Origin of the sequence: Dialister sp. (assembly GCF_047832375.1) — a bacterium.
Taxonomy (GTDB): Bacteria; Bacillota; Negativicutes; order Veillonellales; family Dialisteraceae; genus Dialister.
Genome location: NZ_CP181256.1, coordinates 1,126,566 through 1,149,147 on the forward strand (window position 1 = coordinate 1,126,566; position 22,582 = coordinate 1,149,147).

The following is a 22,582-nucleotide window of genomic DNA, read 5'->3' on the forward strand; positions in this document are numbered from 1 at the left end:
GCACCCGGGGCTGTGAAAAAATGAGAAATCATTTTTATTCACAGCCTCCTTTTTTGTATTCCAGTTAAATATCCATTTATTTTGCTGAAATTGAGTATACTTCCCCCTTTCCCCAGTCATCCCAATTATTTTATTTTATGCTGCTCTTCGCATTCTCATGCGTTTATGGTAATGTTTATTCAGATTTTGGCCTATCGCCATGAGGTAAATCTCTACTTTTACAGGATTCGTACCTCTTCTGACGATTCTCTTGTATCCGTGGTCGTTTTTTATGATTCCAAAAGTACCTTCCGACTGGATGGAACGGTTCATTCTGAGCAGGGCTCCCTGAATACTTTCCAGGTTGGCGATGACTTCTTTATGCATGGAAGTCAGTTCCTGATTAATCTGAACTGTCCGGTTTCTTGGTGTCCTTTTACATTTCTCGGCATAGGGGCATCCGCTACAGTCTTCACACTGGTAAATCTCTTCCTGGCGCCCGTAGTGGTTACCTGGAATCGACTTTCTGTATTGGAGCCTGAATGCCCTGCCGAAGGGGCAGCGCATGATTCCGTTGGCATCAATTGTAAAATTCTCCGCCCGGAATGGGTTATCCCTGTACTTGGCATCGCTTGTCTGTTTCTTAAACATGGGGAATTTCATGAATTTTTTCATGCCATGCTGTTCGCAGTAGATATAGTTGTTAAATGAGCCATATCCCGCATCTGCTACCGGGTATTTCGGATAAAAATGATAGGTCTTATGGAACTTTTCTATCAGGGGAATGAAGCAGTCCATATCTGACCGGCACTGGCTGACATCCAAAACGGCAATATATTCGTCGGCGATGCCAAACTGCACGTTGTATGCAGGAAGAAGCTGGTCATTACCTACATAATCCTTCTTTACCCGCATAAATGTAGCTGAAGGATCAGTTTTCGAGTAGCTGTTTCGATTAGGGCCGCAGATCCTTATCTTTTCTCCATATTCCCTGAGTTTATCCGTATATTGCTTTAGCTTTTCACACATACGCTGGTGTGGAGTCTTGCGATGTCCCGGACCATGGACAAATTCCTTTTCATCCAGATTCCAGAAGCGTTCAAGAGCTTCCAGCTTTTCCTCCAGATAATCCGGAACGTATTCGGTGCTCGTTTCTATTGTTGCTCCTTCTGTTGCCAGCTCGCAGTTAATTTCATTCAGCAGTGACGTAATCTTCTCATACAGGTGATACCGGGATTTTATAGTTGTTTTTTTCCACACCCAGCTGTATTTATTGGCGTTGGCCTCCATTTTGGTGCCATCGATATAAAGATGGTTGAGATCGACGTGGTCTTCCTTGAAGATTTCTGCATTAACCGCATTGAAAATGTCCTCAATACAATTGGCTAGAACTTTGTTGATAAAGTTTGCAAAAGTGCGGTAACTGGGAGCCTGACCGTCTGAGAGGTAAATAAATCGCAGATCTGTACGGCAGGCCTTCTCCAGGCTGCGTAAAGAACAATACCCCAGCATAAATCCGAAAAGCACGAGTTTAAGTAAAATGACCGGATTGTATCCGATGCGGCCTGCAGAGCAGTGGGACTGTACCGGAAGATATTTTCTTAATCCTATAGCCTCCATTAAATGGTCAAATTCAAAAACAGGGTCATCAATTGGCAGATAAGATGCAATAGACAGTGGCAAAAAGCCCTGCCGTGGGGTACAATGATAACTGGTATTTTTGCATTTCATCATAACACTATAATACCACTGAAAAAGGTGTCCGGCTCGCTTGAGTCAGACACCTTTTTTGGCGACTGTTTTAATTCAATTATTTCACAGCCCCGCTGAAAAAGCCCTTTATAGTTGTATAACTATACAAATACATGCATTTGGAAATGCACCCCTTCAGTCGCCTGCGGCGACAGCTCACCCTACGGGAAAGCGAGTCACTACGATTTGTGCGTCGCTACGCTCCTTCAAATCGTGTTCGCTGCCACCCCGGAGGGGGAGCCAAGAAACTTGCTTCCCCCTCCGGGGTGGCAAGGGAACTGGATTCGCAGGGAGCCGTAGGCGACTGAGAATCCAGTGACACGCTTCCCTGTGTGGGAAGTCCCGCGAAGCGGGCAAGGGGTGAGCAAGCGAACTGGAGCGCAAGGAGCCGCAGGCGACTGAGCATCCAGTGAGACGCCATCCAGCGTAGTCGGTGTGCATTGGGTGGCGGAGCCACCTGATCAGCTTTTATGCGAAGCTGAAATGTATGGTAGGGCATAATTATTCCGCACTTTTGACTGTTTCAATGGCCTCTTTAGAGGGGAGGGGGACCACGTAGTGGTGGAAGGGTGGCCGCGAAGCGGCTGAGGTTAACGGCGCTTACGGTGGGAGCGACTTTTGCGAGAACCCCCTCCGCCTGCGGCACCTCCCCCATAGATGGGGGAGGTAAAGACTCACCTGCGGTGCCTGATGGTATGGCGCGAGAGGGGCCGGGGATTTCGATTCATACAGTGGGAGCGACTTCAGCGGGAGCCCCCTCCGCCTACGGCACCTCCCCCATAGATGGGGGAGGTTAAGAAATCCGCCTGCGGCGAAAAGGCAGAATTGAGAATTGAGTGCAGAGAAGCTTGAAACATAAGCTCCCGACAACAAGCTTACTTTTGGGGTAACTTTATAAAGCCCCTGGAAAATCTAATTTTTTTCGGGGTTATTCCCTCCTAAAGCTGTTGTATAATAACTTTAGGTTCTTTATGAACCGGACGTGGTTAACGGATTGCTGCTGTCAATCAACAACAGTTATCCCCTGCGAAGCAAGGTATTCAGCGAGTTGAGTCCTCGTCATTACCCTTTTAGCCTTTTTAGGCTTCTTCGCAGTCATGTAGCCGTCAGTTTTGTAAGGCTCGTCCTTACTTAAGATGTGCCAGATGGCAGTCAGGAACATCTTACAGATTGCGATGATGGCTTTCATGTAACCACGTCTGCTTTTTATACGGTTAAAGCGACTTGTAATTTCCGGGTGGTCTTTTGAACGTACAACTGATCTGGCAATATTAACCAGCAGCGGTTTCAAATATTTCCCTGCCCGGGATATTTTTCTGCCTTTTACCTTGTGGGCACTTGAATCGTGGCTCGGACATACACCTGCCCATGAACAAAGATGTCTGGCCGAAGGAAATACACTCATGTCCGGACCAATTTCTGCCAGCACCCGCATAGCGGTAAATGGGTCCCTGTCAAATCCTGGGACCGTCCTGATCAGCTCCAGCTGATGAGCATAGGGTTTCATTCTCTCTGCAACGTCCTGCTTGAGCACTGCTTCATCTTTCACAGTTCTGTCTAACCTGCTGAAGGCCACTTTGAGTTTGGACAAAGAAGATATATCTACAGATGATGCCTTTGCTACTGCCTCTTGGATAACAGGGATTGGCGTCTTGCATCGTTTTCCAATGAATGGGGCCACATTAAATTTCTCACCAGGATGATTAAGCATATAGTCAATGATTGATCTTGATGTCTTCCCAAATACATCTGAAAAAACAACATCAAGCTTGATGCCTTCCCCGGTTAAGCAATTCAGTATGCGGTTTTTCTCTCCAGTCATTGCATTATGAATTTTCTGGCAGTACCGGATTGTTGACCTCATGATTCTGAATTCTTTTGATGGAATAAAACTTGCAACCACACGTCCACTGGCATAGGATTTTGCAATCCATTTTGCATCAGCGGGATCACTCTTTTTACCTTTTAATGGTTTGGTGTACTTGGGATGAGACACAAGGGGATGTAATCCGGCTTCTTCCGCTGCATCATATATTGGATGCCAGTATTGTCCGGTAGACTCCATACATACATCATGACAGTTTTTGGAAATGATCCAATCAGTCATTTTCTTCAGGTCTTTGGGATACGTAGTAAACTGGGCGGTATAATATTTAACCGGACTGTCACTATTGTCATAGATAAAGACGGCTGCAAATACTGATTTCTTATGGACATCGAGCCCACAGCATATGGGATGAATATATTCATTTCTGTCACCAATTTCCATGCGTTCATGCATTGCATCTTTCCTCCTTTCTACAATAAGGATAAATAAAGAAGTAAAGGTGAATGTAGCGGACATTGACTGATCATTCTGAATCAATCGAGACGATTGTACAAAGATATAAGCTTACGGGCTCTATTGCCGGGCCAAAACCCGGCGGCACCAATTTTCAATTCCAAAGAATGATCTCCATATTTAATTGAACGGGGTAGTCGCTGCCACAGCTCCACCACTCAGCTCCACGGGTTTATGTAGTATATCCGCCCATCCACCATAAGTATGTACCCAAATAGGGGATAAAACCAATAGAAAGTGATGTTAGACAACTCCCGTTTCTTTGATATTCAGTGGCGCACCGCGCCCAATCTCTAATTGAGGTTCCGCGGCTCCGCCGCCGTTGGAATCCTAACGACTCTGTAAGTATAACGTGCCATTGCCTCTGCAGGAGGCTCTCTTCTCAGAAGAGAGCTGTCCACGGGACTGAGAGATGGTGATGGGAATTGATGCAAACGCCGCAGGCGGACCACCTAGACCTAGATCTAGATCCCCAGGGCCTCCGGCCCTCTTCTCCTCGATCTCGATCTCGTTCTCTCTATTCCCCTTTATGTTAAAATAAAAAGAAAACGTCTGTGGTACGGGAGGTTATGATGAAGAAAGTCATTTTTGATGTGGATGGCGTACTTCTTTCGGAGGAACGGTATTTCGATGTGTCGGCGCTGACGGTGTGGGAGATTCTGCACAGCAAGGCTTACATGGGGCTTCCCACGGAGGGGGACGACTTCGACCCCACCTCTGTCACCGAGGGGCAGATTGCTTCCTGCCGGAGCCGGGTGTGGGGGAACGACAGCCTCCTGTCCTGGCTGAAGGCCCGGGGTATCAATTCGAACTGGGACATGGTGCATGCATACCTTGTAACAGTGCTGTGGCTCATGGCGAAGGTCTATGAGAAGCGAAGCGGCGGCGAAAAGATTTCCCTTTCTTTCCATGAACCGAAGGACATGCAGGCGGCGGGACTGGCCATGATGGGCCTTCCCATGCCGAAGGCTGAGGAAATTCTCTCTTTCTGGGAAAATACGGTGCCCAAAGACCTGCAGGGGGAAGATGTGGTGACGTTCCTGGCGAAGGAAATGGCGAAGGACTTCGGCTCTTCCACGGACTGGGCGCTGCTCCGTTCTGATTTCTGGAAGATCCACACCGAAGCCTTCCAGGCCTGGTACCTGGGGGATGATACGTTCATTTCCCTTCTCCACCATATGCCCTACAGCGGCGGCAAGGAGGGGTTCCTCCACCGGGAGGTGCCCCTGGCGCCGGCAGAGGCCATCCGGGCTCTCTTTATCCGGCTGAAGGAAAAGGGCTACGGCATCGCCGTAGCCACGGGCCGGGCGAGGGAGGAAATGGAGATTTCCTTCAAAATGTTCCACTGGTACGAGGAGTTCGATCCCCTGTACCTGGCCACCGCTTCCGATGCGGAGGAGGCGGCGGAGATGTTCTCCTGCCCGGTGCCGGATAAGCCGCAGCCCTTCATTTTCAGCTGCGCCGTGTACGGCAGGAAACGGGAAAACTATAAGGCCTACCTGGAGGAACGGATGAAGCCATCCCCGGAGGATGAAGTCTACGTGTGCGGTGACTCCTACTCCGATGTCCTCGGCAGCCGCCGGGCAGGGACAAGGTTCATCGGCATCCTTACAGGACTGGAAGGGAAAAAGGCGGCGTCCCTCTTTGAAAGGGAAAAGGTGCCTTACGTGGATCGGATCACGGAGATTGAGAAGGTGATGGAGTAAGATCGAGGTCGAGGTCGAGATCGAGGTCGAGATCGAGATCGAGGTGCGCCAGTTCGGCGTACATAGTATAGCCGTGGTGCAAGTCCATGACCCAGCAAAGCTTAGCAGGCAGCTGGTACCTAGTCTTGGGATTGCAATCGTGAGGTTGCAGTCTAAGCGTAGACAGGGGAGCACAAGAGCCGTAATGCAAAGCGGTGACTCCGTGAGTGTGAAGCTTATTCAGCCCCGTAACGATGATGAGTGGCAGTCGATTCTCTCTCGATGGACGCAGACTGTAATGCATGGTTCGTTAAGCGAGAAACATGCAGGTGCCACCGGGGTCCAAGGGCATGGCGAGTGTGCAAGATACTATGTATGTACCTGGGAGACCTGCCGAGGTCCGCAAGGTATGGGAATTGAATCCTACGAAGAGGAGAGACCCAAATACTTCGGCAGGAGTCGGACTGTTCCATAGTAGTAAGGAAGTCTGTGAAAGCGGATGGAGCGAAGGGAACAGCAAATAGTTGTGCTTATTGTGCAGAACATTCAGACACAAGAGGTTGCAAAAGAATGCCAAAACATGTACAAGAGATTAGATTCCTATCAGCAGGCCACGAAAGAGTGGAAGGGCTGATGCATCGAGTCAATGCAGAAACACTGTATGCGGCCCATCTCAAACAGAGAAAAGGCAAGGCTACAGGAGTTGATGGAGTCAGTAGGGAAGATTATGACAGGAATGTCACGGAAAACATCAGTAAACTGGTGGAATCCATGAAGAAATTCCAGTACAGGCCCAAACCAGTAAAGAGGGTATATATACCAAAAGGAAATGGCAAACGCCGTCCATTGGGAATACCGGCTTATGAAGACAGGCTGGTACAGTATGTCATGGCTTACTTACTGGAAGCCGTTTACGAGCCAAGATTTCTGGACTGTTCCTTTGGATTCAGACCGAAACGGAGTGCTCATGACGTAATCCGTGTGATTGACCGGGCCATTATGCGAGGAAACGTGAACTGGGTATTGGAAGCAGACATCAAAGGATTCTTTGACAACGTGGACCAAAAGCAGCTCATGGAATTCCTGAGCCGAGACATAGCCGACAAGAATTTTCTGCGGTACACCGTCAGATTTCTTAAAAGCGGGATTATGGAAGAAGGCAAATATTATGAGAGCGATAAAGGAACGCCGCAGGGCGGGCTTATATCGCCCATACTGGCCAACGTATATCTGCACTACGTGCTGGATACCTGGATGATGGAGACTGTAAAGCCTCGTATGAAAGGTGAAATGTACTATGTCAGATATGCAGATGATTTTCTCGTTCTCTTCGAATACGAAGAGGATGCACGAAAGGTCTATGATGTGTTGGGAAAGAGACTGGACAGATATAGCCTTGAGCTTGCTAAAGACAAGACACGGATACTGCCCATTGGGAGAAATAGCGAGGGAGGCAAGGAATTTGACTTTCTTGGCTTCACGTTCTATGACACTCGGACTCGGACCGGAACATACCGACTTGGCGTGCGCTCTAGCAAGAAGAAACTGAAAACAAAGAAGAAGAATGTCAAGGAATGGCTGAAAGCAAATATGCATATGCCAGTACACGAAATGGTGGACCATCTCAATGCAAAGCTCAGAGGGCACTACAGTTATTACGGTGTTAATGGAAACTATGAAGGAATATCCGGCTTTGTACGGTTTACCAAGTACATGACACATAAATATCTGAATAAGAGAAGCCAACGTAAGAGCTTAGGATGGGAAAAGTTTCGCGAAATATGGGCGGAACATGTATCCCCTCCAAGAATCATGGTGCAGATATGGAATTGAAAAGACTATTTGAAGAGCCGTATGCGGGAAAACCGCACGTACGGTTCCGTGAGGGGCGGACAGAGAAATCTGATTCCGTCTACTCGACGGGATGATGAGCGGGTAGCTGGTAGCTGGGCGATTGGCGGCTTTGCCGCAAAGAATTGAGAGTTGAGAGTTGAGGTCCTGCGGCTTCGCCGCGGATTTCGATGCTTACGGATGGAGTCATCAGCACGGGGCTGTTATAGTAAACGACATTAATTACTTTACTTTAAATTGATGTATCTATGTGCTATACTTCAATTGGAGGTACAGTACATATGAACAATCGAAAGTATCACACTGATCCGGAAGAACTTTTGAGACAAGGTAAGGAGATTATGTCGTCTACTGATGACGCCAGGTTCCATTTCAGAGTATTCTCCGTAAACATGGTTCTATCCGGTTTGTCTGCTTCCCAAATCAGTAAATTAGCTGGTGTAAGCAAGATGACAATTTCATCCTGGGTAAAAATTGCTGATGAAAAGGGCTTTGACGCACTTAAATTAAAAGGGCACAAAGGCCGGCCCTCAAAGCTTACCAACGGGCAGCTAAAAGAAATCAAGCAGGCCCTTACTTCCGAGCCAAAACAATACGGCTACAATGTCTGGGATGGGCCGAGCTTGTCTGACTATATCAGTAGTAAGTACAACACTACGCTAAGCGTTAGACAATGCCAACGTCTATTTCACAGTCTGGGCTTTTCCCTTATCCGCCCCCAACTATATCCATCCAAGGGATACGAAGATACGGATGCACGAATTGCCTTTAAAAAAAATCGACGAAGTAAAAGCAGACAGTACCGCAATTCTGACATTTCAGGACGAAGTGCATTTCCAAATTCAGACTACAATTACACGTGGATGGTATGAAAAAGGCAGTGCACCTAAGGTGAAATCATTCCCGGCACGTTTCAAGTCTCCTTATAGTGGGTTTGTTATCCCAGAAACCGGAGAGTTATTTACGACAAAGCCGGAGAAATTCAACTATGAGACCACAATAGCCTCTATTCGTGAGTTCTTGGCTGCAAAACCGCTGCCGGAAGGCAAGCATTATGTTCTGGTAATGGACAATGCCCCTTGGCACAAAAAGGCCTATCGACTAATTGCTGTAGAAAAGCGGCCAGAATATGCGGATATATCAGATAAAATTACAATTTTGATGCTTCCTCCCTATTCACCTGATCTGAATCCAATCGAACAGGTTTGGAGAAAAACCCGCAGAGAATATACACACAATCGTTTCTTTGCAACCTTAATGGAACTTATGGAAACAGTTGAAAAAGCATTCGAGGCTTGGAAAAAGCCAAATAATCAGCTTCGAACCCTGTGCAGCTTTAAATAAAGTTATTTTTGTCGTTCACTATAGCTTCTAGCTTTCGATATGTCAGCGTGACGGAGGCCGGTCTTTACCTCCCCCATCTATGGGGGGAGGTGCCGCAGGCGGAGGGGGCTCTCGCTGAAGTCGCTCCCACTGTATGAATCGAAATCCCCGGCCCCATTCGCGGCATACCATCAGGCACCCACCCACCCGGGGGGGAAGCGTGTCACTGGATTCTCAGTCGCCTGCGGCTCCCTGCGAATCCAGTTCCCTTGCCACCGCAAGCGGTCCCCCCTCCCTCTAAAGAGGGAGGGTTGGGTGCCTTCAGCGCCACAGGCTGATCATCTTTCCTAGAAGCTAAAAGCCAGCAGCTGGAAGCCCCCGCCCGTGCGCACGGCGTCCAGTCATACGTCACTCGGCCCGCAGGGCCTGTTCCGCCCAAGGCTGAAGGCTCAAAGCTCCGCCCGTCTGCACGGCGCTCAGCCACATGCCATCAGCGGCTCCGCCGCTGTCCTTTTGCCATTCCCTTTCTCCCATGGTAGAATAATCATGGATTCTTATGGAGGCGTGTATCATGGATTTTCTTTCCCATCTCTACGGGCAGGAAAAGGTAAAGAAAGAGCTCTTCCGGCTGATGGAAGAGGACCGGCTTCCCCATACCCTGATTTTCTACGGAGACGAGGGGCTGGGGAAGACCACGGCGGCCCTGGACCTGGCGGCGGCGCTGGCGGGTTCGAGGGAGGACCTCCCTTCGGCAGTGGAAACGGTGCCGGAGGAGGACTGGAAGAAGATGCCCGCTCTGACCCTTGCAGGGGAGAGGGTGTGGTACCTCCATCCCCAGGGCATGGAGCTCAGGATCGAGCAGTTCCGGGTCTTCCTTTCCGCCATGGCTTCCTTTGATGAGAAGCCCCATGTGTGCATTATCGACGAGGCCCAGACCATGATGGAGCCGGTGGCTAATTCCCTCCTGAAGACACTGGAGGAGCCGGAAGGAAATATCCATTTCATCCTCGTCACCCATGACCTGGATGCCCTCCTTCCCACCATCATTTCCCGGGGAGAGCGGTTCGGCTTTTATCCCCTTTCCCGGGAGGAGTACCACCGTCTCGTCACGGCGAATCCGAAGAAGTTCTCCTTCCCCAAAGGGATGACGGAGGACGATCTTTTCCAGATGTCCGAAGGAAATCCGGGGATTACCCTGGAGGTCTGTGACGAGGAGGGGAGCGCCCAGCCCGGCAGCGCCATGGATTTCTGGGAAACCATGACGAACGGGGTGGCCTCCTTTGCCAGGGAAAGTATGATGACCTTCAAGGATCGGAAGGATTTCCTGAAGATGGTGCGGTGGATTTCCCTGGTGGGCCGGGACATTATGGTGCTGGCAGAAACGGGGGATCCCTCCCTGGTGCGGTGCCGGTCCATGGCCGGAAGGGAAGAAGCCCTTGCGCCCCACTGGTCCCAGGGCCGGGGGGAAGAGGCTGTGAAAGTACTGAAGACCGCGGAAACCGCTGTTTCCCGGTATATCAATATAAAAAATGTATGGGACATGGTTCTCATTGAATTAGAACATCTGCAGAAAGGCGAAAAGACATGGAACAGGTAATCGGTGTCCGCTTTAAGCCGGCCGGTAAAATTTATTATTTTGATTCCAATCACCTGGACATCCATCTCGATGACGGGGTGATCGTGGAAACGTCCCGGGGCAAGGAGTACGGGTATGCCGTCCTTTTCCCGAAGCATCCGGAGGTGGATGGGGACAATCCCCTGAAGCCCATTATCCGGAAGGCTACCATGAAGGACATGGCCCAGCTGGAGCGGAATAAGGAGAGGGAGAAGTCGGCCTTCGGCATCTGCCTCAAGAAAATAGAGAAATACAAGATCCCCATGAAGCTGCTCCGGGTGGAGTATACCTTCGACAGGAACAAGATTGTCTTCTTCTTCACCTCCGAAGGGCGGGTGGATTTCCGGGAACTGGTGAAGGACCTGGCCTCTGTCTTCCATACCCGCATCGAGCTCCGGCAGGTGGGGGTACGGGACGAGGCGAAGCAGGTGTCCGGCATCGGCTCCTGCGGACGGCCCCTGTGCTGTGCCACATTCCTCGGGGAATTCGCACCGGTTTCCATCAAAATGGCAAAGAACCAGGGCCTTTCCCTGAACCCAACGAAGATTTCCGGGGTCTGCGGGAGGCTCATGTGCTGCCTGCGCTATGAAAATGATCAGTACGAGGGAGACACGAAGAAGAAGCGCTGCTGCATGGACCGGAAGAAGGGACCCCTCTTCCGGGTGGGCATGAAGGTGGCTACGGAAGAAGGAATCGGCCAGGTGCTCTACGTGAACAGCCAGAAGCACACGGTGAAGGTGCAGCTGGAAGGGGAGAAGACGAAGACCTTCTCCTGGGATGAAGTGGAGAAAGTAGACAATGGCTGACTGGCAGCTGAAGAAAGGGGAGCGGCTGGATGACCTGGTCCGGGATGGGATGAAACTCATCCAGCGGCCGGACCAGTTCTGCTTCTCCGTGGATTCGGTGCTTCTTGCCCATTATCCCTCTATCCGGACGAAAGAGAAAATCGCGGATCTCGGCACCGGCACCGGGGTCATCGCCCTCCTCATGTCGGCGCTGGGGGGAAAGGATATCACCGCCTTTGAGGTGAACCCGGTGATGGCGGACCTGGCCCGGCGGAATGTGGCAGGCAACCATAAAGAGGACGTGATCCACGTGGTGGAGGGGGACTACCGGGAGGCGAAGAAGGCCTTCCCTTCCGGTTCCTTTTCCCTGGTGGTGGTGAATCCGCCGTACCGGGAAGTGGGCAGCGGGAAAATGAGCGATATGAAGGGCGTGGCCAGTGCCAGCTATGAGCTGAACGCCACGCTGGAAGAAGTATTTCATACGAGCCGGTATCTTTTAAAATATGGCGGACGGCTGGCCATGGTGCATCGGGCCGACCGGACGGCGGACCTCATCGCTTTGGGGAGAAAGTATGGCATGGAACCAAAGAGGATGCGGTTTATTTATGCCCGGAAAGGGCACACGGCGGTCAGGGTGCTCATGGAATGGAAATACGGCGGCCACGCGGAACTCACGGTGGAACCGCCGCTGCTCCTGCACAACGATGACGGTTCCTACACCGACGAAGTCCTGGCCATCTACGGGAAGGAGACACCATGAATGAACTGACAGCAGGTACCCTGTACCTGGTACCGACACCCATAGGAAACCTGTCGGACATTACGGAGCGGGCGGTGGAAATCCTGAGACAGGCGGATATCATCGCCTGCGAAGATACGAGGCACACGAGGATCCTCCTGGACCATCTGGGCATCGGGGGCCACGTGGTTTCCTACCACGAGCACAATAAGAAAGAAGCAGGGTCGAAGCTTATCGAAGAGCTCATGGCCGGAAAGACGGTGGCCCAGGTCAGCGACGCCGGCATGCCGGTGATTTCGGACCCCGGGGCGGACCTGGTGCGGCTCGCCATTGCAGCGGATATTCCCATCGTCCCCCTGCCGGGACCGAACGCCGCCCTCACGGCCCTCGTGGCATCGGGGCTGGACGTCAGGCAGTTTGTATTCGTGGGATTCCTGCCGAAAATCACGGCAAAGCGGAAGAAACTTTTAGCAGATCTGGAAAAGGTGCCCTTTACCCTCATATTCTACGAGGCGCCCCACCGGATCAAAGAAACCATGGATACCCTCATCAAAGCCCTGGGAGACCGGAAAGCGGTTACCGCCCGGGAACTGACGAAGAAATTTGAAACCTTTGACCGGGGCACCTTGACCTCCCTCAGGGAAGGAATGGACGTAGAAGACCCGAGAGGGGAATACGTGATCCTTGTGGAGGGATGGAACGAAGACATGGCGGCAGAAGAAGACAGCGCCGCCAGCTGGCAGGAAAAGGCCCTGGAACTGGCAAAAACCATGCCCGCCAAAGAAGCGGCCCGGGAAATCGCTACTGCCTTCCATATGGGAAGGAGAGAGGTGTACCAGTTTTTGATTAAGAAGCTTGAAACATAAGCTCCCGACAACAAGCTTACTTTTGGGGTAACTTTATAAAGCCCCTGGAAAATCTAATTTTTTTCGGGGTTATTCCCTCCTAAAGCTGTTGTATAATAACTTTAGGTTCTTTATGAACCGGACGTGGTTAACGGATTGCTGCTGTCAATCAACAACAGTTATCCCCTGCGAAGCAAGGTATTCAGCGAGTTGAGTCCTCGTCATTACCCTTTTAGCCTTTTTAGGCTTCTTCGCAGTCATGTAGCCGTCAGTTTTGTAAGGCTCGTCCTTACTTAAGATGTGCCAGATGGCAGTCAGGAACATCTTACAGATTGCGATGATGGCTTTCATGTAACCACGTCTGCTTTTTATACGGTTAAAGCGACTTGTAATTTCCGGGTGGTCTTTTGAACGTACAACTGATCTGGCAATATTAACCAGCAGCGGTTTCAAATATTTCCCTGCCCGGGATATTTTTCTGCCTTTTACCTTGTGGGCACTTGAATCGTGGCTCGGACATACACCTGCCCATGAACAAAGATGTCTGGCCGAAGGAAATACACTCATGTCCGGACCAATTTCTGCCAGCACCCGCATAGCGGTAAATGGGTCCCTGTCAAATCCTGGGACCGTCCTGATCAGCTCCAGCTGATGAGCATAGGGTTTCATTCTCTCTGCAACGTCCTGCTTGAGCACTGCTTCATCTTTCACAGTTCTGTCTAACCTGCTGAAGGCCACTTTGAGTTTGGACAAAGAAGATATATCTACAGATGATGCCTTTGCTACTGCCTCTTGGATAACAGGGATTGGCGTCTTGCATCGTTTTCCAATGAATGGGGCCACATTAAATTTCTCACCAGGATGATTAAGCATATAGTCAATGATTGATCTTGATGTCTTCCCAAATACATCTGAAAAAACAACATCAAGCTTGATGCCTTCCCCGGTTAAGCAATTCAGTATGCGGTTTTTCTCTCCAGTCATTGCATTATGAATTTTCTGGCAGTACCGGATTGTTGACCTCATGATTCTGAATTCTTTTGATGGAATAAAACTTGCAACCACACGTCCACTGGCATAGGATTTTGCAATCCATTTTGCATCAGCGGGATCACTCTTTTTACCTTTTAATGGTTTGGTGTACTTGGGATGAGACACAAGGGGATGTAATCCGGCTTCTTCCGCTGCATCATATATTGGATGCCAGTATTGTCCGGTAGACTCCATACATACATCATGACAGTTTTTGGAAATGATCCAATCAGTCATTTTCTTCAGGTCTTTGGGATACGTAGTAAACTGGGCGGTATAATATTTAACCGGACTGTCACTATTGTCATAGATAAAGACGGCTGCAAATACTGATTTCTTATGGACATCGAGCCCACAGCATATGGGATGAATATATTCATTTCTGTCACCAATTTCCATGCGTTCATGCATTGCATCTTTCCTCCTTTCTACAATAAGGATAAATAAAGAAGTAAAGGTGAATGTAGCGGACATTGACTGATCATTCTGAATCAATCGAGACGATTGTACAAAGATATAAGCTTACGGGCTCTATTGCCGGGCCAAAACCCGGCGGCACCAATTTTCAATTCCAAAGAATGATCTCCATATTTAATTGAACGGGGTAGTCGCTGCCACAGCTCCACCACTCAGCTCCACGGGTTTATGTAGTATATCCGCCCATCCACCATAAGTATGTACCCAAATAGGGGATAAAACCAATAGAAAGTGATGTTAGACAACTCCCGTTTCTTTGATATTCAGTGGCGCACCGCGCCCAATCTCTAATTGAGATTTGAGAATTGAGAATTGAGAATTGAGGTCCAGCCGCTGGGCGGCGGATTTGCGATGCTTACGGTTGGAGTCATCAGGACGGGGCTTCCAGCTGCCAGAAAGGCATCCAACCTCCTCTCTTTAGAGGGGAGGGGGACCGCGACAGCGGTGGAAGGGCGCCTGATGGTATACCGCGCGAGCAGGGACCGGGGATTTCGATTCATACGGTGGGAGCGACTTCAGCGGGAGCCCCCTCCGCCTACGGCACCTCCCCCATAGATGGGGGAGGCAAAGACCAGCCTGCGGCGCTGAAGGCACCTAGCCCTCCCTCTTTAGAGGGAAAAGTAAGCGAACTGGAGTTACAGCAGCGAACATGATTTGAAGGAGCGTCAGCGACGCGCAAATCATCGTGAGTCGCTGATAGCCGTGCTGTAGTGAGCGCAGCGAGCGAAAATCCAGTGAGACACTTTCATCGCGCAGGTGCGAGTCCTGCACAGGACTCGCAAGCCAGTCGCAAGTTGGCGCTTTTTCTGCACATAAAAGCGCCTTCCTCTTGTCGACTGGCCGAGATCGGGGGACCGCGACAGCGGTGGCAAGGGAACTGGATTCGTAGGGAGCCGCAGGCGACTGAGAATCCAGTGACACGCTTCCCCCCGGGTGGGTGCCTGATGGTATGGTGCGAGGGGGGGACCGGGAATTCCGGTTCATACGGTGGGAGCGACTTCAGCGGGAGCCCCCTCCGCCTGCGGCACCTCTCCCATAGATGGGGGAGGTAAAGATAAGCCTGCGGCACCCGGCCATACAGTATCCGTGGCGGAGCCACTAAAGGTCTAGACCTAGATCTAGATCTAGACCCCTGGGCCTTCGGCCCTTTTCTCCTTCAATCTCCCCTCGACCTCGGTCTCGACCTCGATCTCGATCTCGATCTCCTTAGTGTAAAATGTTTCTCGGTAGAGGATTTCTCCCCTGCTGGATAGAAAAGGGAAGAGTCCCCTTTGATGGAAATGTTATAATTTCCTTGCAACAAATCAAAAGAAAGGACTCTTCCCAATGAGCATTTTATCAGAGAATATCGAACTTTTCAAACCTTTTATTCAGGAGGAAATTCTCAAGAGTATCAAGGACACCAAGGATTCACTGGCCATGGAGCAGGTTCTCTGGCACCTCTTCACGGAACTCTTTGGCCTTCTTGTGGCGACGGCCTTCGAAATGATCGATGGCGAGCTGTATGAGAGGGTCTACAAGCCTCAGGGGTGGCGGATTTCCCGGCGGGATTCCAGAACCATATACTGCCTGTTTGGTCCTGTCACCTACAAGCGGAGGCGGCTGGAGATGGCCGGAAAGCAGGGATTTTACCCATTAGATAAGAAATTTGGATTTCTGCCTTCCCGTCACTATAGCATGGGAGTGATTCTGCGCATTGCCCAGGCTGCCCAGGTTACCCAGTTCCGTAATGTGAGCCATATCGTGAAAACTCTGACCCAGACGGATATTTCACATCAGACAGTTTCAAATCTCAGCCGCACTGCCGCCCAAATGGTTAGAAAATACGAAGCAGCAGATGCAGCCATGGAGCAGGCCGAGAAGAGAGTACCGGAGGACGGGCTGCTGGCTATTGAGGGCGATGGGATTGTAATGAAGCAGCAGGCGGACCCCGTCACCGATACCAAAGGCGGCCAGAACATAGAACTTCACCGAATCCAGGTCTATGAGGGCGTCGAGAAGAATGGAAAACGTTCGAGACTGACAGGGTACCACTGCTTCTCTGGAACGGATAGGAAAAGGCTGTTTGAACTCGTCAAGGTGTGGGTGCATGGCCGGTACAATCTGAGCGAGATTACAGTACTTTCCAACGGGGATGGCGGAGCAGGATATAATTTCGATGACTTCGACAATATTGTCGAGGGATGCAAGACACATTACCATTTCCGGGACAGATACCATGTGAATGAGAAAGTGCGGACCCGCCTCAGCTTCTGCCCACGTGGATTCATCGATAAATTCGTGCTTGAACTGAATAAGAGCAGAAATGTCATCACAGATATGAAGCCATATCTGGATACGGCTGCCAGCTACGCAGAAACAGAAGAACAGGCCGAGCAGGTACGGAGACTGGCAGACTATCTGAGCCGCAACGCCGACTATATCCCGGGCATCCGGGAGCGCGGAATCCGAACCGATATCCACCTGGGGGCAGCTGAAAGCGACCACCGACGCTATAGCTACCGTCTGAAAAAGCAGGGGCGCAGCTGGTGCAGGATAGGTATGGATTCAATAGGCACGCTGATTACTGCTACCCAGAATGACACTTTGGAAAAAGCCCTGATTTACTGTGCTGCAGGCAAAGCCTACAAGAAGATGGACCGGCAGATGCATAAGGCGGTCGTAGCAGCCGTAAAAACGAACCGCAAAGCCGCCAGGGACGCTAAATGGCACAGGAACGCACGGAATTACCGTCCCGGGTGCCTGGAAGGCCGTATAGGCGTATACGGAGCGACTTCAACTCCGATGGGCCAGCTTGCTAAAGCGATACAGATTTATTGAGAAAGCAGAGGCTGGGAAACCTGATAACATCGACTGTCAAATAAAGTACCGAGAAAACCTTGACACATACCTCGATCTCACCCACATTGATTATTATTTCCCATTAGCGTTATAATAATACTTACATACAAACCAATCACAGCCCTATCCCAGGCAATCCATGAGGAGGCATTTTTTTATGAGTGAAAAACCAGCATATTATATTACCACGCCCATTTACTATCCCAGCGCCAAGCTCCATATCGGTCATACCTACTGCACGTCCATTGCGGACTGCATGGCCCGGTTCAAGCGGCTCGACGGATATGACGTATTCTTCCTGACCGGCAGTGACGAACACGGCCAGAAGATCGAACAGAAGGCAGAAGAGGCGGGCGTCACCCCCATCCAGTACGTGGACAAGATCGTGGCTCTCTTCAAGCAGCTCTGGAAGGAACTGAACATTTCCAACGACGATTTCATCCGGACCACCGAAGAACGGCATAAGAAGGTTGTGCAGATGCTGTTCCAGCGGGCCTATGACAAGGGAGATATTTACCTTGGCAAGTACGAAGGGTGGTACTGCATCCCCGACGAAACTTTCTGGCCGGAAAACAAGCTCACCAAGGAGCACGTGTGCCCGGACTGCGGCCGTCCCCTGCAGCGGGTAAGTGAAGATGCCTATTTCTTCCGCATGTCCAAGTACGCGGACCGTTGGATGAAGTACATCGAAGAACATCCCGATTTCATCCAGCCGGAGTCCCGCAGAAATGAAATGATCCAGTTCGTGAAGAGCGGCCTGGAAGATCTCTGCGTATCCCGGACCAGCTTCACCTGGGGCATTCCGGTGCCCTTCGACCCGAAGCACGTGGTGTACGTATGGTTCGACGCCCTCGTAAACTACCTCACCGCCGCCGGCATTGTGGATGACCCGGAGAAGTTCAGGAAGTTCTGGCCCGCCGATGTGCACCTGGTGGGGAAGGAAATCGTCCGTTTCCATTCCATCATCTGGCCCATCATGCTCATGAGCCTTGGTATCGAACTGCCGAAGAAGATCTATGGCCATGGATGGCTCATTGTGGACGGGGAGAAAATGTCCAAGTCTCGGGGTAATGTAATCGATCCGATCCCGCTGCTCCATGAATTCGGCTCCGACGCTATCCGGTACTACCTGCTGAACGATATCCAGCTGGGCCAGGACGGCAACTTCAGCCGGGACCGCCTCATTAACCGCATCAATTCGGACCTCTCCAATGACCTTGGCAACCTTCTGTACCGCACCCTGTCCATGGTGGCCAAGTACAACAAGGGCGTCCTCCACAAAGGCGACGCTTCCGGCGACGAAACCATTGCTGCCGCATCGAAAGAAGTGGAAGAAAACGCAGCAAAGACCCTGGAAGCCTTCCGGAGCGGCATGGACAACTGGAAGATCAACGACGCCATCAAGGCCGTATGGACTTACATCCGGTCCCTCAATAAGTACGTAGACGTCACCATGCCCTGGGCCCTGGGCAAGGACCCCGCAAAGAAGGACCTCCTGGACGCTGTACTGTACCACCTCTGCGAAGGACTGCGCTTCGTATCCCTCATGGCAGAACCGGTAATTCCTATCGCCTGTGAAAAGATCTGGAACCAGCTGGGCCTTACGGACTTCAAGGCTGCCTGCTACAAGGACCTCACCTGGGGCGGCATCCCTGACGGCACCGTAACCCACAAGGGTGACCAGGTCTTCCCGCGCATCGAAATCGAAGAGGAAGAAGAACCGAAGAAAGAAGCGCCGAAGAAGGAAGTAAAGAAAGAAGAGAAAAAGGAAGAAAAGAAGGAGACTGAACCTTCCATTTCCATCGATGATTTCTTCAAGACCGACCTCCGGGTGGCAGAAATCCTCACCGCTGAAAAGGTGAAGAAGTCGAAAAAGCTCATCAAGATGACCGTCAGCCTCGGCGACGGCGATACACGGACCGTGGTGAGCGGTATTTCCGAATACTACCAGCCCGAAGACCTCGTAGGAAAGCACGTGATCTTCGTTTCCAACCTGAAGCCGGCAAAGCTCATGGGTATCGAATCCCAGGGAATGATTCTCGCTGCCTCCAAGGACGGAGAGCTGAAGGTGCCTTTCGTGGATATGCCCGCCGGCAGCAAGGTCAAATAATGGGCCTCTTCGACACCCACGCCCACCTCTACGACAAGGCCTTCGACCGGGACCGGGATGAGGTGATCCAAAGGCTCCGGAAGACTCTGGACTACGTGGTAATCCCGTCGGAAGACCTTCCTACAAGCAAAAAATCCCTGGCATTGGCGGAGAAGTACGATTTCCTCTACTCCGCCGTAGGCATCCACCCCCAGGAGACCGGGGAAGCCAGCGAAGAAATCCTGAAGGAAATCGGGGACCTCGCCCAATCGTCGCCGAAGGTGAAGGCCATCGGCGAGATCGGCCTGGACTACCACTACCTCTACAGCGACAAAGAAACCCAGAAGAAATGGTTCGGCCGGCAGATCGAGCTGGCAAAGGACCTGGACCTGCCCTTCCTCATCCACGACAGGGAAGCCCACGGCGACACCCTGGCCATCCTGAAGGAACACAGGGGAAGCTCCATGCGGGGCATCCTCCACTGCTACTCCGGCAGCGCCGAAATGGCACAGGAATTCATGAAACTGGGCTTCTACATCTCCTTCGCAGGACCTGTGGTATTCCCCAGGAGCATCCGCCTCAAAGAAGCGGCGGCGTCCGTACCCCTGGACCGCCTCCTCATAGAGACCGACAGCCCCTACCTCACTCCGCCCCCAAACAGGGGAAAGCGGAATGACCCCTCCAACGTAATCTACGTGGCGGAAGAACTGGCACAAATCAAAAAGGTGCCGGTGGAAGAACTCATAGAGATTACAAAGAAAAATGGCATGGATATATATGGGATAGAATGAAAAAACTCGAGACGCAGGTCTCGAGTTTTTTTGACCTGTGGTGAGCGCTTTGAAAACGGACGGAGCATTGAGCCTTCAGCCTTGAGCGGTATGGCCGCTTCGCGGCGGGAGTCCCGTGTGAACATGTGGAAGTTCCAGCTGTCAGGAAAGCTGTTAATCCTGCAGCGAAAAGAAAGAAGCTTGAAACATAAGCTCCCGACAACAAGCTTACTTTTGGGGTAACTTTATAAAGCCCCTGGAAAATCTAATTTTTTTCGGGGTTATTCCCTCCTAAAGCTGTTGTATAATAACTTTAGGTTCTTTATGAACCGGACGTGGTTAACGGATTGCTGCTGTCAATCAACAACAGTTATCCCCTGCGAAGCAAGGTATTCAGCGAGTTGAGTCCTCGTCATTACCCTTTTAGCCTTTTTAGGCTTCTTCGCAGTCATGTAGCCGTCAGTTTTGTAAGGCTCGTCCTTACTTAAGATGTGCCAGATGGCAGTCAGGAACATCTTACAGATTGCGATGATGGCTTTCATGTAACCACGTCTGCTTTTTATACGGTTAAAGCGACTTGTAATTTCCGGGTGGTCTTTTGAACGTACAACTGATCTGGCAATATTAACCAGCAGCGGTTTCAAATATTTCCCTGCCCGGGATATTTTTCTGCCTTTTACCTTGTGGGCACTTGAATCGTGGCTCGGACATACACCTGCCCATGAACAAAGATGTCTGGCCGAAGGAAATACACTCATGTCCGGACCAATTTCTGCCAGCACCCGCATAGCGGTAAATGGGTCCCTGTCAAATCCTGGGACCGTCCTGATCAGCTCCAGCTGATGAGCATAGGGTTTCATTCTCTCTGCAACGTCCTGCTTGAGCACTGCTTCATCTTTCACAGTTCTGTCTAACCTGCTGAAGGCCACTTTGAGTTTGGACAAAGAAGATATATCTACAGATGATGCCTTTGCTACTGCCTCTTGGATAACAGGGATTGGCGTCTTGCATCGTTTTCCAATGAATGGGGCCACATTAAATTTCTCACCAGGATGATTAAGCATATAGTCAATGATTGATCTTGATGTCTTCCCAAATACATCTGAAAAAACAACATCAAGCTTGATGCCTTCCCCGGTTAAGCAATTCAGTATGCGGTTTTTCTCTCCAGTCATTGCATTATGAATTTTCTGGCAGTACCGGATTGTTGACCTCATGATTCTGAATTCTTTTGATGGAATAAAACTTGCAACCACACGTCCACTGGCATAGGATTTTGCAATCCATTTTGCATCAGCGGGATCACTCTTTTTACCTTTTAATGGTTTGGTGTACTTGGGATGAGACACAAGGGGATGTAATCCGGCTTCTTCCGCTGCATCATATATTGGATGCCAGTATTGTCCGGTAGACTCCATACATACATCATGACAGTTTTTGGAAATGATCCAATCAGTCATTTTCTTCAGGTCTTTGGGATACGTAGTAAACTGGGCGGTATAATATTTAACCGGACTGTCACTATTGTCATAGATAAAGACGGCTGCAAATACTGATTTCTTATGGACATCGAGCCCACAGCATATGGGATGAATATATTCATTTCTGTCACCAATTTCCATGCGTTCATGCATTGCATCTTTCCTCCTTTCTACAATAAGGATAAATAAAGAAGTAAAGGTGAATGTAGCGGACATTGACTGATCATTCTGAATCAATCGAGACGATTGTACAAAGATATAAGCTTACGGGCTCTATTGCCGGGCCAAAACCCGGCGGCACCAATTTTCAATTCCAAAGAATGATCTCCATATTTAATTGAACGGGGTAGTCGCTGCCACAGCTCCACCACTCAGCTCCACGGGTTTATGTAGTATATCCGCCCATCCACCATAAGTATGTACCCAAATAGGGGATAAAACCAATAGAAAGTGATGTTAGACAACTCCCGTTTCTTTGATATTCAGTGGCGCACCGCGCCCAATCTCTAATTGAGGTTTGAGTGAAGAGAGTTGAATTGAGGTTTGAGTGAAGAGAGTTGAGGTTCCGCGGCTTCGCCGCATAATATCAGCCTGCGGCGCTTCCTGCAGTATCTATTCGCGGCTGACACCGCAAAGGCACCCCAACCTCCCCTCTTTAGAGGGGAGGGGAACCGCGCCAGCGGTGGAGGGGTGGCCGCGAAGCGGCTGGGGGAATTAACAGAAAACGTTCTGGGCTGCTTTAGCGAGAACCCCCTCCGTCTGGTCACATAAGGAAGGCGCTTTAGTGTGCAGGATAAGCGCCAACTTGGACCAGACTTGAACATCCTGTGCAGGATTTTCACTCTACGGGCACCTCCCCCATAGATGGGGGAGGTAAAGTAAGGAAGCCGCTGTCTCGCTGCAGTTGGAGTCCTGAAGACTCTGCACTTGAAACGTGCAATTGACTCGGCCGGAATGGTGCCCACGGGGATGAAGAA

At 50.5% G+C, this 22,582-nt stretch carries 15 protein-coding genes; 11 read left to right on the forward strand and 4 right to left on the reverse strand.

Annotation, left to right across the window (positions count from 1 at the left end; translation table 11 throughout):
* Positions 1-135: 135 nt before the first annotated feature.
* Positions 136-1,713: an IS1182 family transposase gene (locus ACFWUL_RS04590; protein ID WP_297020808.1), complete on the reverse strand. Its 1,578-nt coding sequence runs from the start codon at positions 1,711-1,713 to the stop codon at positions 136-138.
* A gap of 1,021 nt (positions 1,714-2,734) precedes the next feature.
* Positions 2,735-4,075, reverse strand: a complete 1,341-nt coding sequence (locus tag ACFWUL_RS04595; protein WP_416177053.1) for an IS110 family transposase — start codon at positions 4,073-4,075, stop codon at positions 2,735-2,737.
* A 566-nt stretch (positions 4,076-4,641) separates the two neighbouring features.
* On the opposite strand from ACFWUL_RS04595, the gene ACFWUL_RS04600 reads away from it, so the two are divergent.
* From ACFWUL_RS04600 to rsmI, 8 genes are all read left to right on the forward strand, one after another.
* Positions 4,642-5,778 carry an HAD family hydrolase gene (locus ACFWUL_RS04600; RefSeq protein ID WP_416177938.1) on the forward strand — a complete coding sequence of 379 codons (1,137 nt, stop codon included), beginning with the start codon at positions 4,642-4,644 and terminating at the stop codon, positions 5,776-5,778.
* Positions 5,779-6,327: 549 nt separating this feature from the next.
* Positions 6,328-7,590 (forward strand): group II intron reverse transcriptase/maturase, encoded by a 1,263-nt coding sequence (ltrA, locus tag ACFWUL_RS04605; RefSeq protein WP_416176787.1) that lies wholly within the window; start codon positions 6,328-6,330, stop codon positions 7,588-7,590.
* Positions 7,591-7,949: 359 nt separating this feature from the next.
* A complete protein-coding gene (locus tag ACFWUL_RS04610; RefSeq protein ID WP_416178105.1) occupies positions 7,950-8,480 on the forward strand; it encodes a helix-turn-helix domain-containing protein in 531 nt (176 codons plus the stop codon).
* Positions 8,362-8,952, forward strand: a complete 591-nt coding sequence (locus ACFWUL_RS04615; RefSeq protein WP_416177881.1) for an IS630 family transposase — start codon at positions 8,362-8,364, stop codon at positions 8,950-8,952. The genes ACFWUL_RS04610 and ACFWUL_RS04615 overlap by 119 nt, the downstream gene beginning before the upstream one ends.
* Before the next feature lie 550 nt (positions 8,953-9,502).
* Complete coding sequence (locus ACFWUL_RS04620) at positions 9,503-10,528, forward strand: AAA family ATPase (protein ID WP_297020846.1); 1,026 nt, start codon at positions 9,503-9,505, stop codon at positions 10,526-10,528.
* Positions 10,516-11,352 carry a PSP1 domain-containing protein gene (locus tag ACFWUL_RS04625; RefSeq protein ID WP_297020848.1) on the forward strand — a complete coding sequence of 279 codons (837 nt, stop codon included), beginning with the start codon at positions 10,516-10,518 and terminating at the stop codon, positions 11,350-11,352. The genes ACFWUL_RS04620 and ACFWUL_RS04625 overlap by 13 nt, the downstream gene beginning before the upstream one ends.
* Complete coding sequence (locus ACFWUL_RS04630) at positions 11,345-12,091, forward strand: tRNA1(Val) (adenine(37)-N6)-methyltransferase (RefSeq protein ID WP_297020851.1); 747 nt, start codon at positions 11,345-11,347, stop codon at positions 12,089-12,091. The genes ACFWUL_RS04625 and ACFWUL_RS04630 overlap by 8 nt, the downstream gene beginning before the upstream one ends.
* Positions 12,088-12,936, forward strand: coding sequence for a 16S rRNA (cytidine(1402)-2'-O)-methyltransferase (gene rsmI, locus ACFWUL_RS04635; RefSeq protein WP_416177939.1), 849 nt, complete (start codon positions 12,088-12,090; stop codon positions 12,934-12,936). Before ACFWUL_RS04630 ends, rsmI begins: the two co-directional genes overlap by 4 nt.
* A gap of 144 nt (positions 12,937-13,080) precedes the next feature.
* On the opposite strand, the gene ACFWUL_RS04640 is transcribed toward rsmI, so the two are convergent.
* Positions 13,081-14,421 (reverse strand): IS110 family transposase, encoded by a 1,341-nt coding sequence (locus ACFWUL_RS04640; RefSeq protein ID WP_416177053.1) that lies wholly within the window; start codon positions 14,419-14,421, stop codon positions 13,081-13,083.
* Positions 14,422-15,750: 1,329 nt separating this feature from the next.
* Here ACFWUL_RS04640 and ACFWUL_RS04645 point away from each other — a divergent pair.
* The 3 genes from ACFWUL_RS04645 (at position 15,751) to ACFWUL_RS04655 (ending at position 20,145) form a co-directional block, all read left to right on the forward strand.
* Entirely contained in the window at positions 15,751-17,244 is a 1,494-nt protein-coding gene (locus ACFWUL_RS04645) for an ISLre2 family transposase (RefSeq protein ID WP_416177367.1), read from the forward strand.
* 178 nt (positions 17,245-17,422) lie between these two features.
* On the forward strand, positions 17,423-19,375 hold the full coding sequence (gene metG / locus ACFWUL_RS04650) for a methionine--tRNA ligase (RefSeq protein ID WP_416177940.1): 1,953 nt from the start codon (positions 17,423-17,425) through the stop codon (positions 19,373-19,375).
* The gene (locus tag ACFWUL_RS04655) at positions 19,375-20,145 is read left to right on the forward strand and encodes a TatD family hydrolase (RefSeq protein ID WP_416177941.1); all 771 of its coding nucleotides are present in this window, start codon (positions 19,375-19,377) and stop codon (positions 20,143-20,145) included. The genes metG and ACFWUL_RS04655 overlap by 1 nt, the downstream gene beginning before the upstream one ends.
* Positions 20,146-20,480: 335 nt before the next feature.
* Here ACFWUL_RS04655 and ACFWUL_RS04660 read toward each other — a convergent pair whose 3' ends face one another.
* Positions 20,481-21,821, reverse strand: coding sequence for an IS110 family transposase (locus ACFWUL_RS04660; RefSeq protein ID WP_416177053.1), 1,341 nt, complete (start codon positions 21,819-21,821; stop codon positions 20,481-20,483).
* Positions 21,822-22,582: the final 761 nt, after the last annotated feature.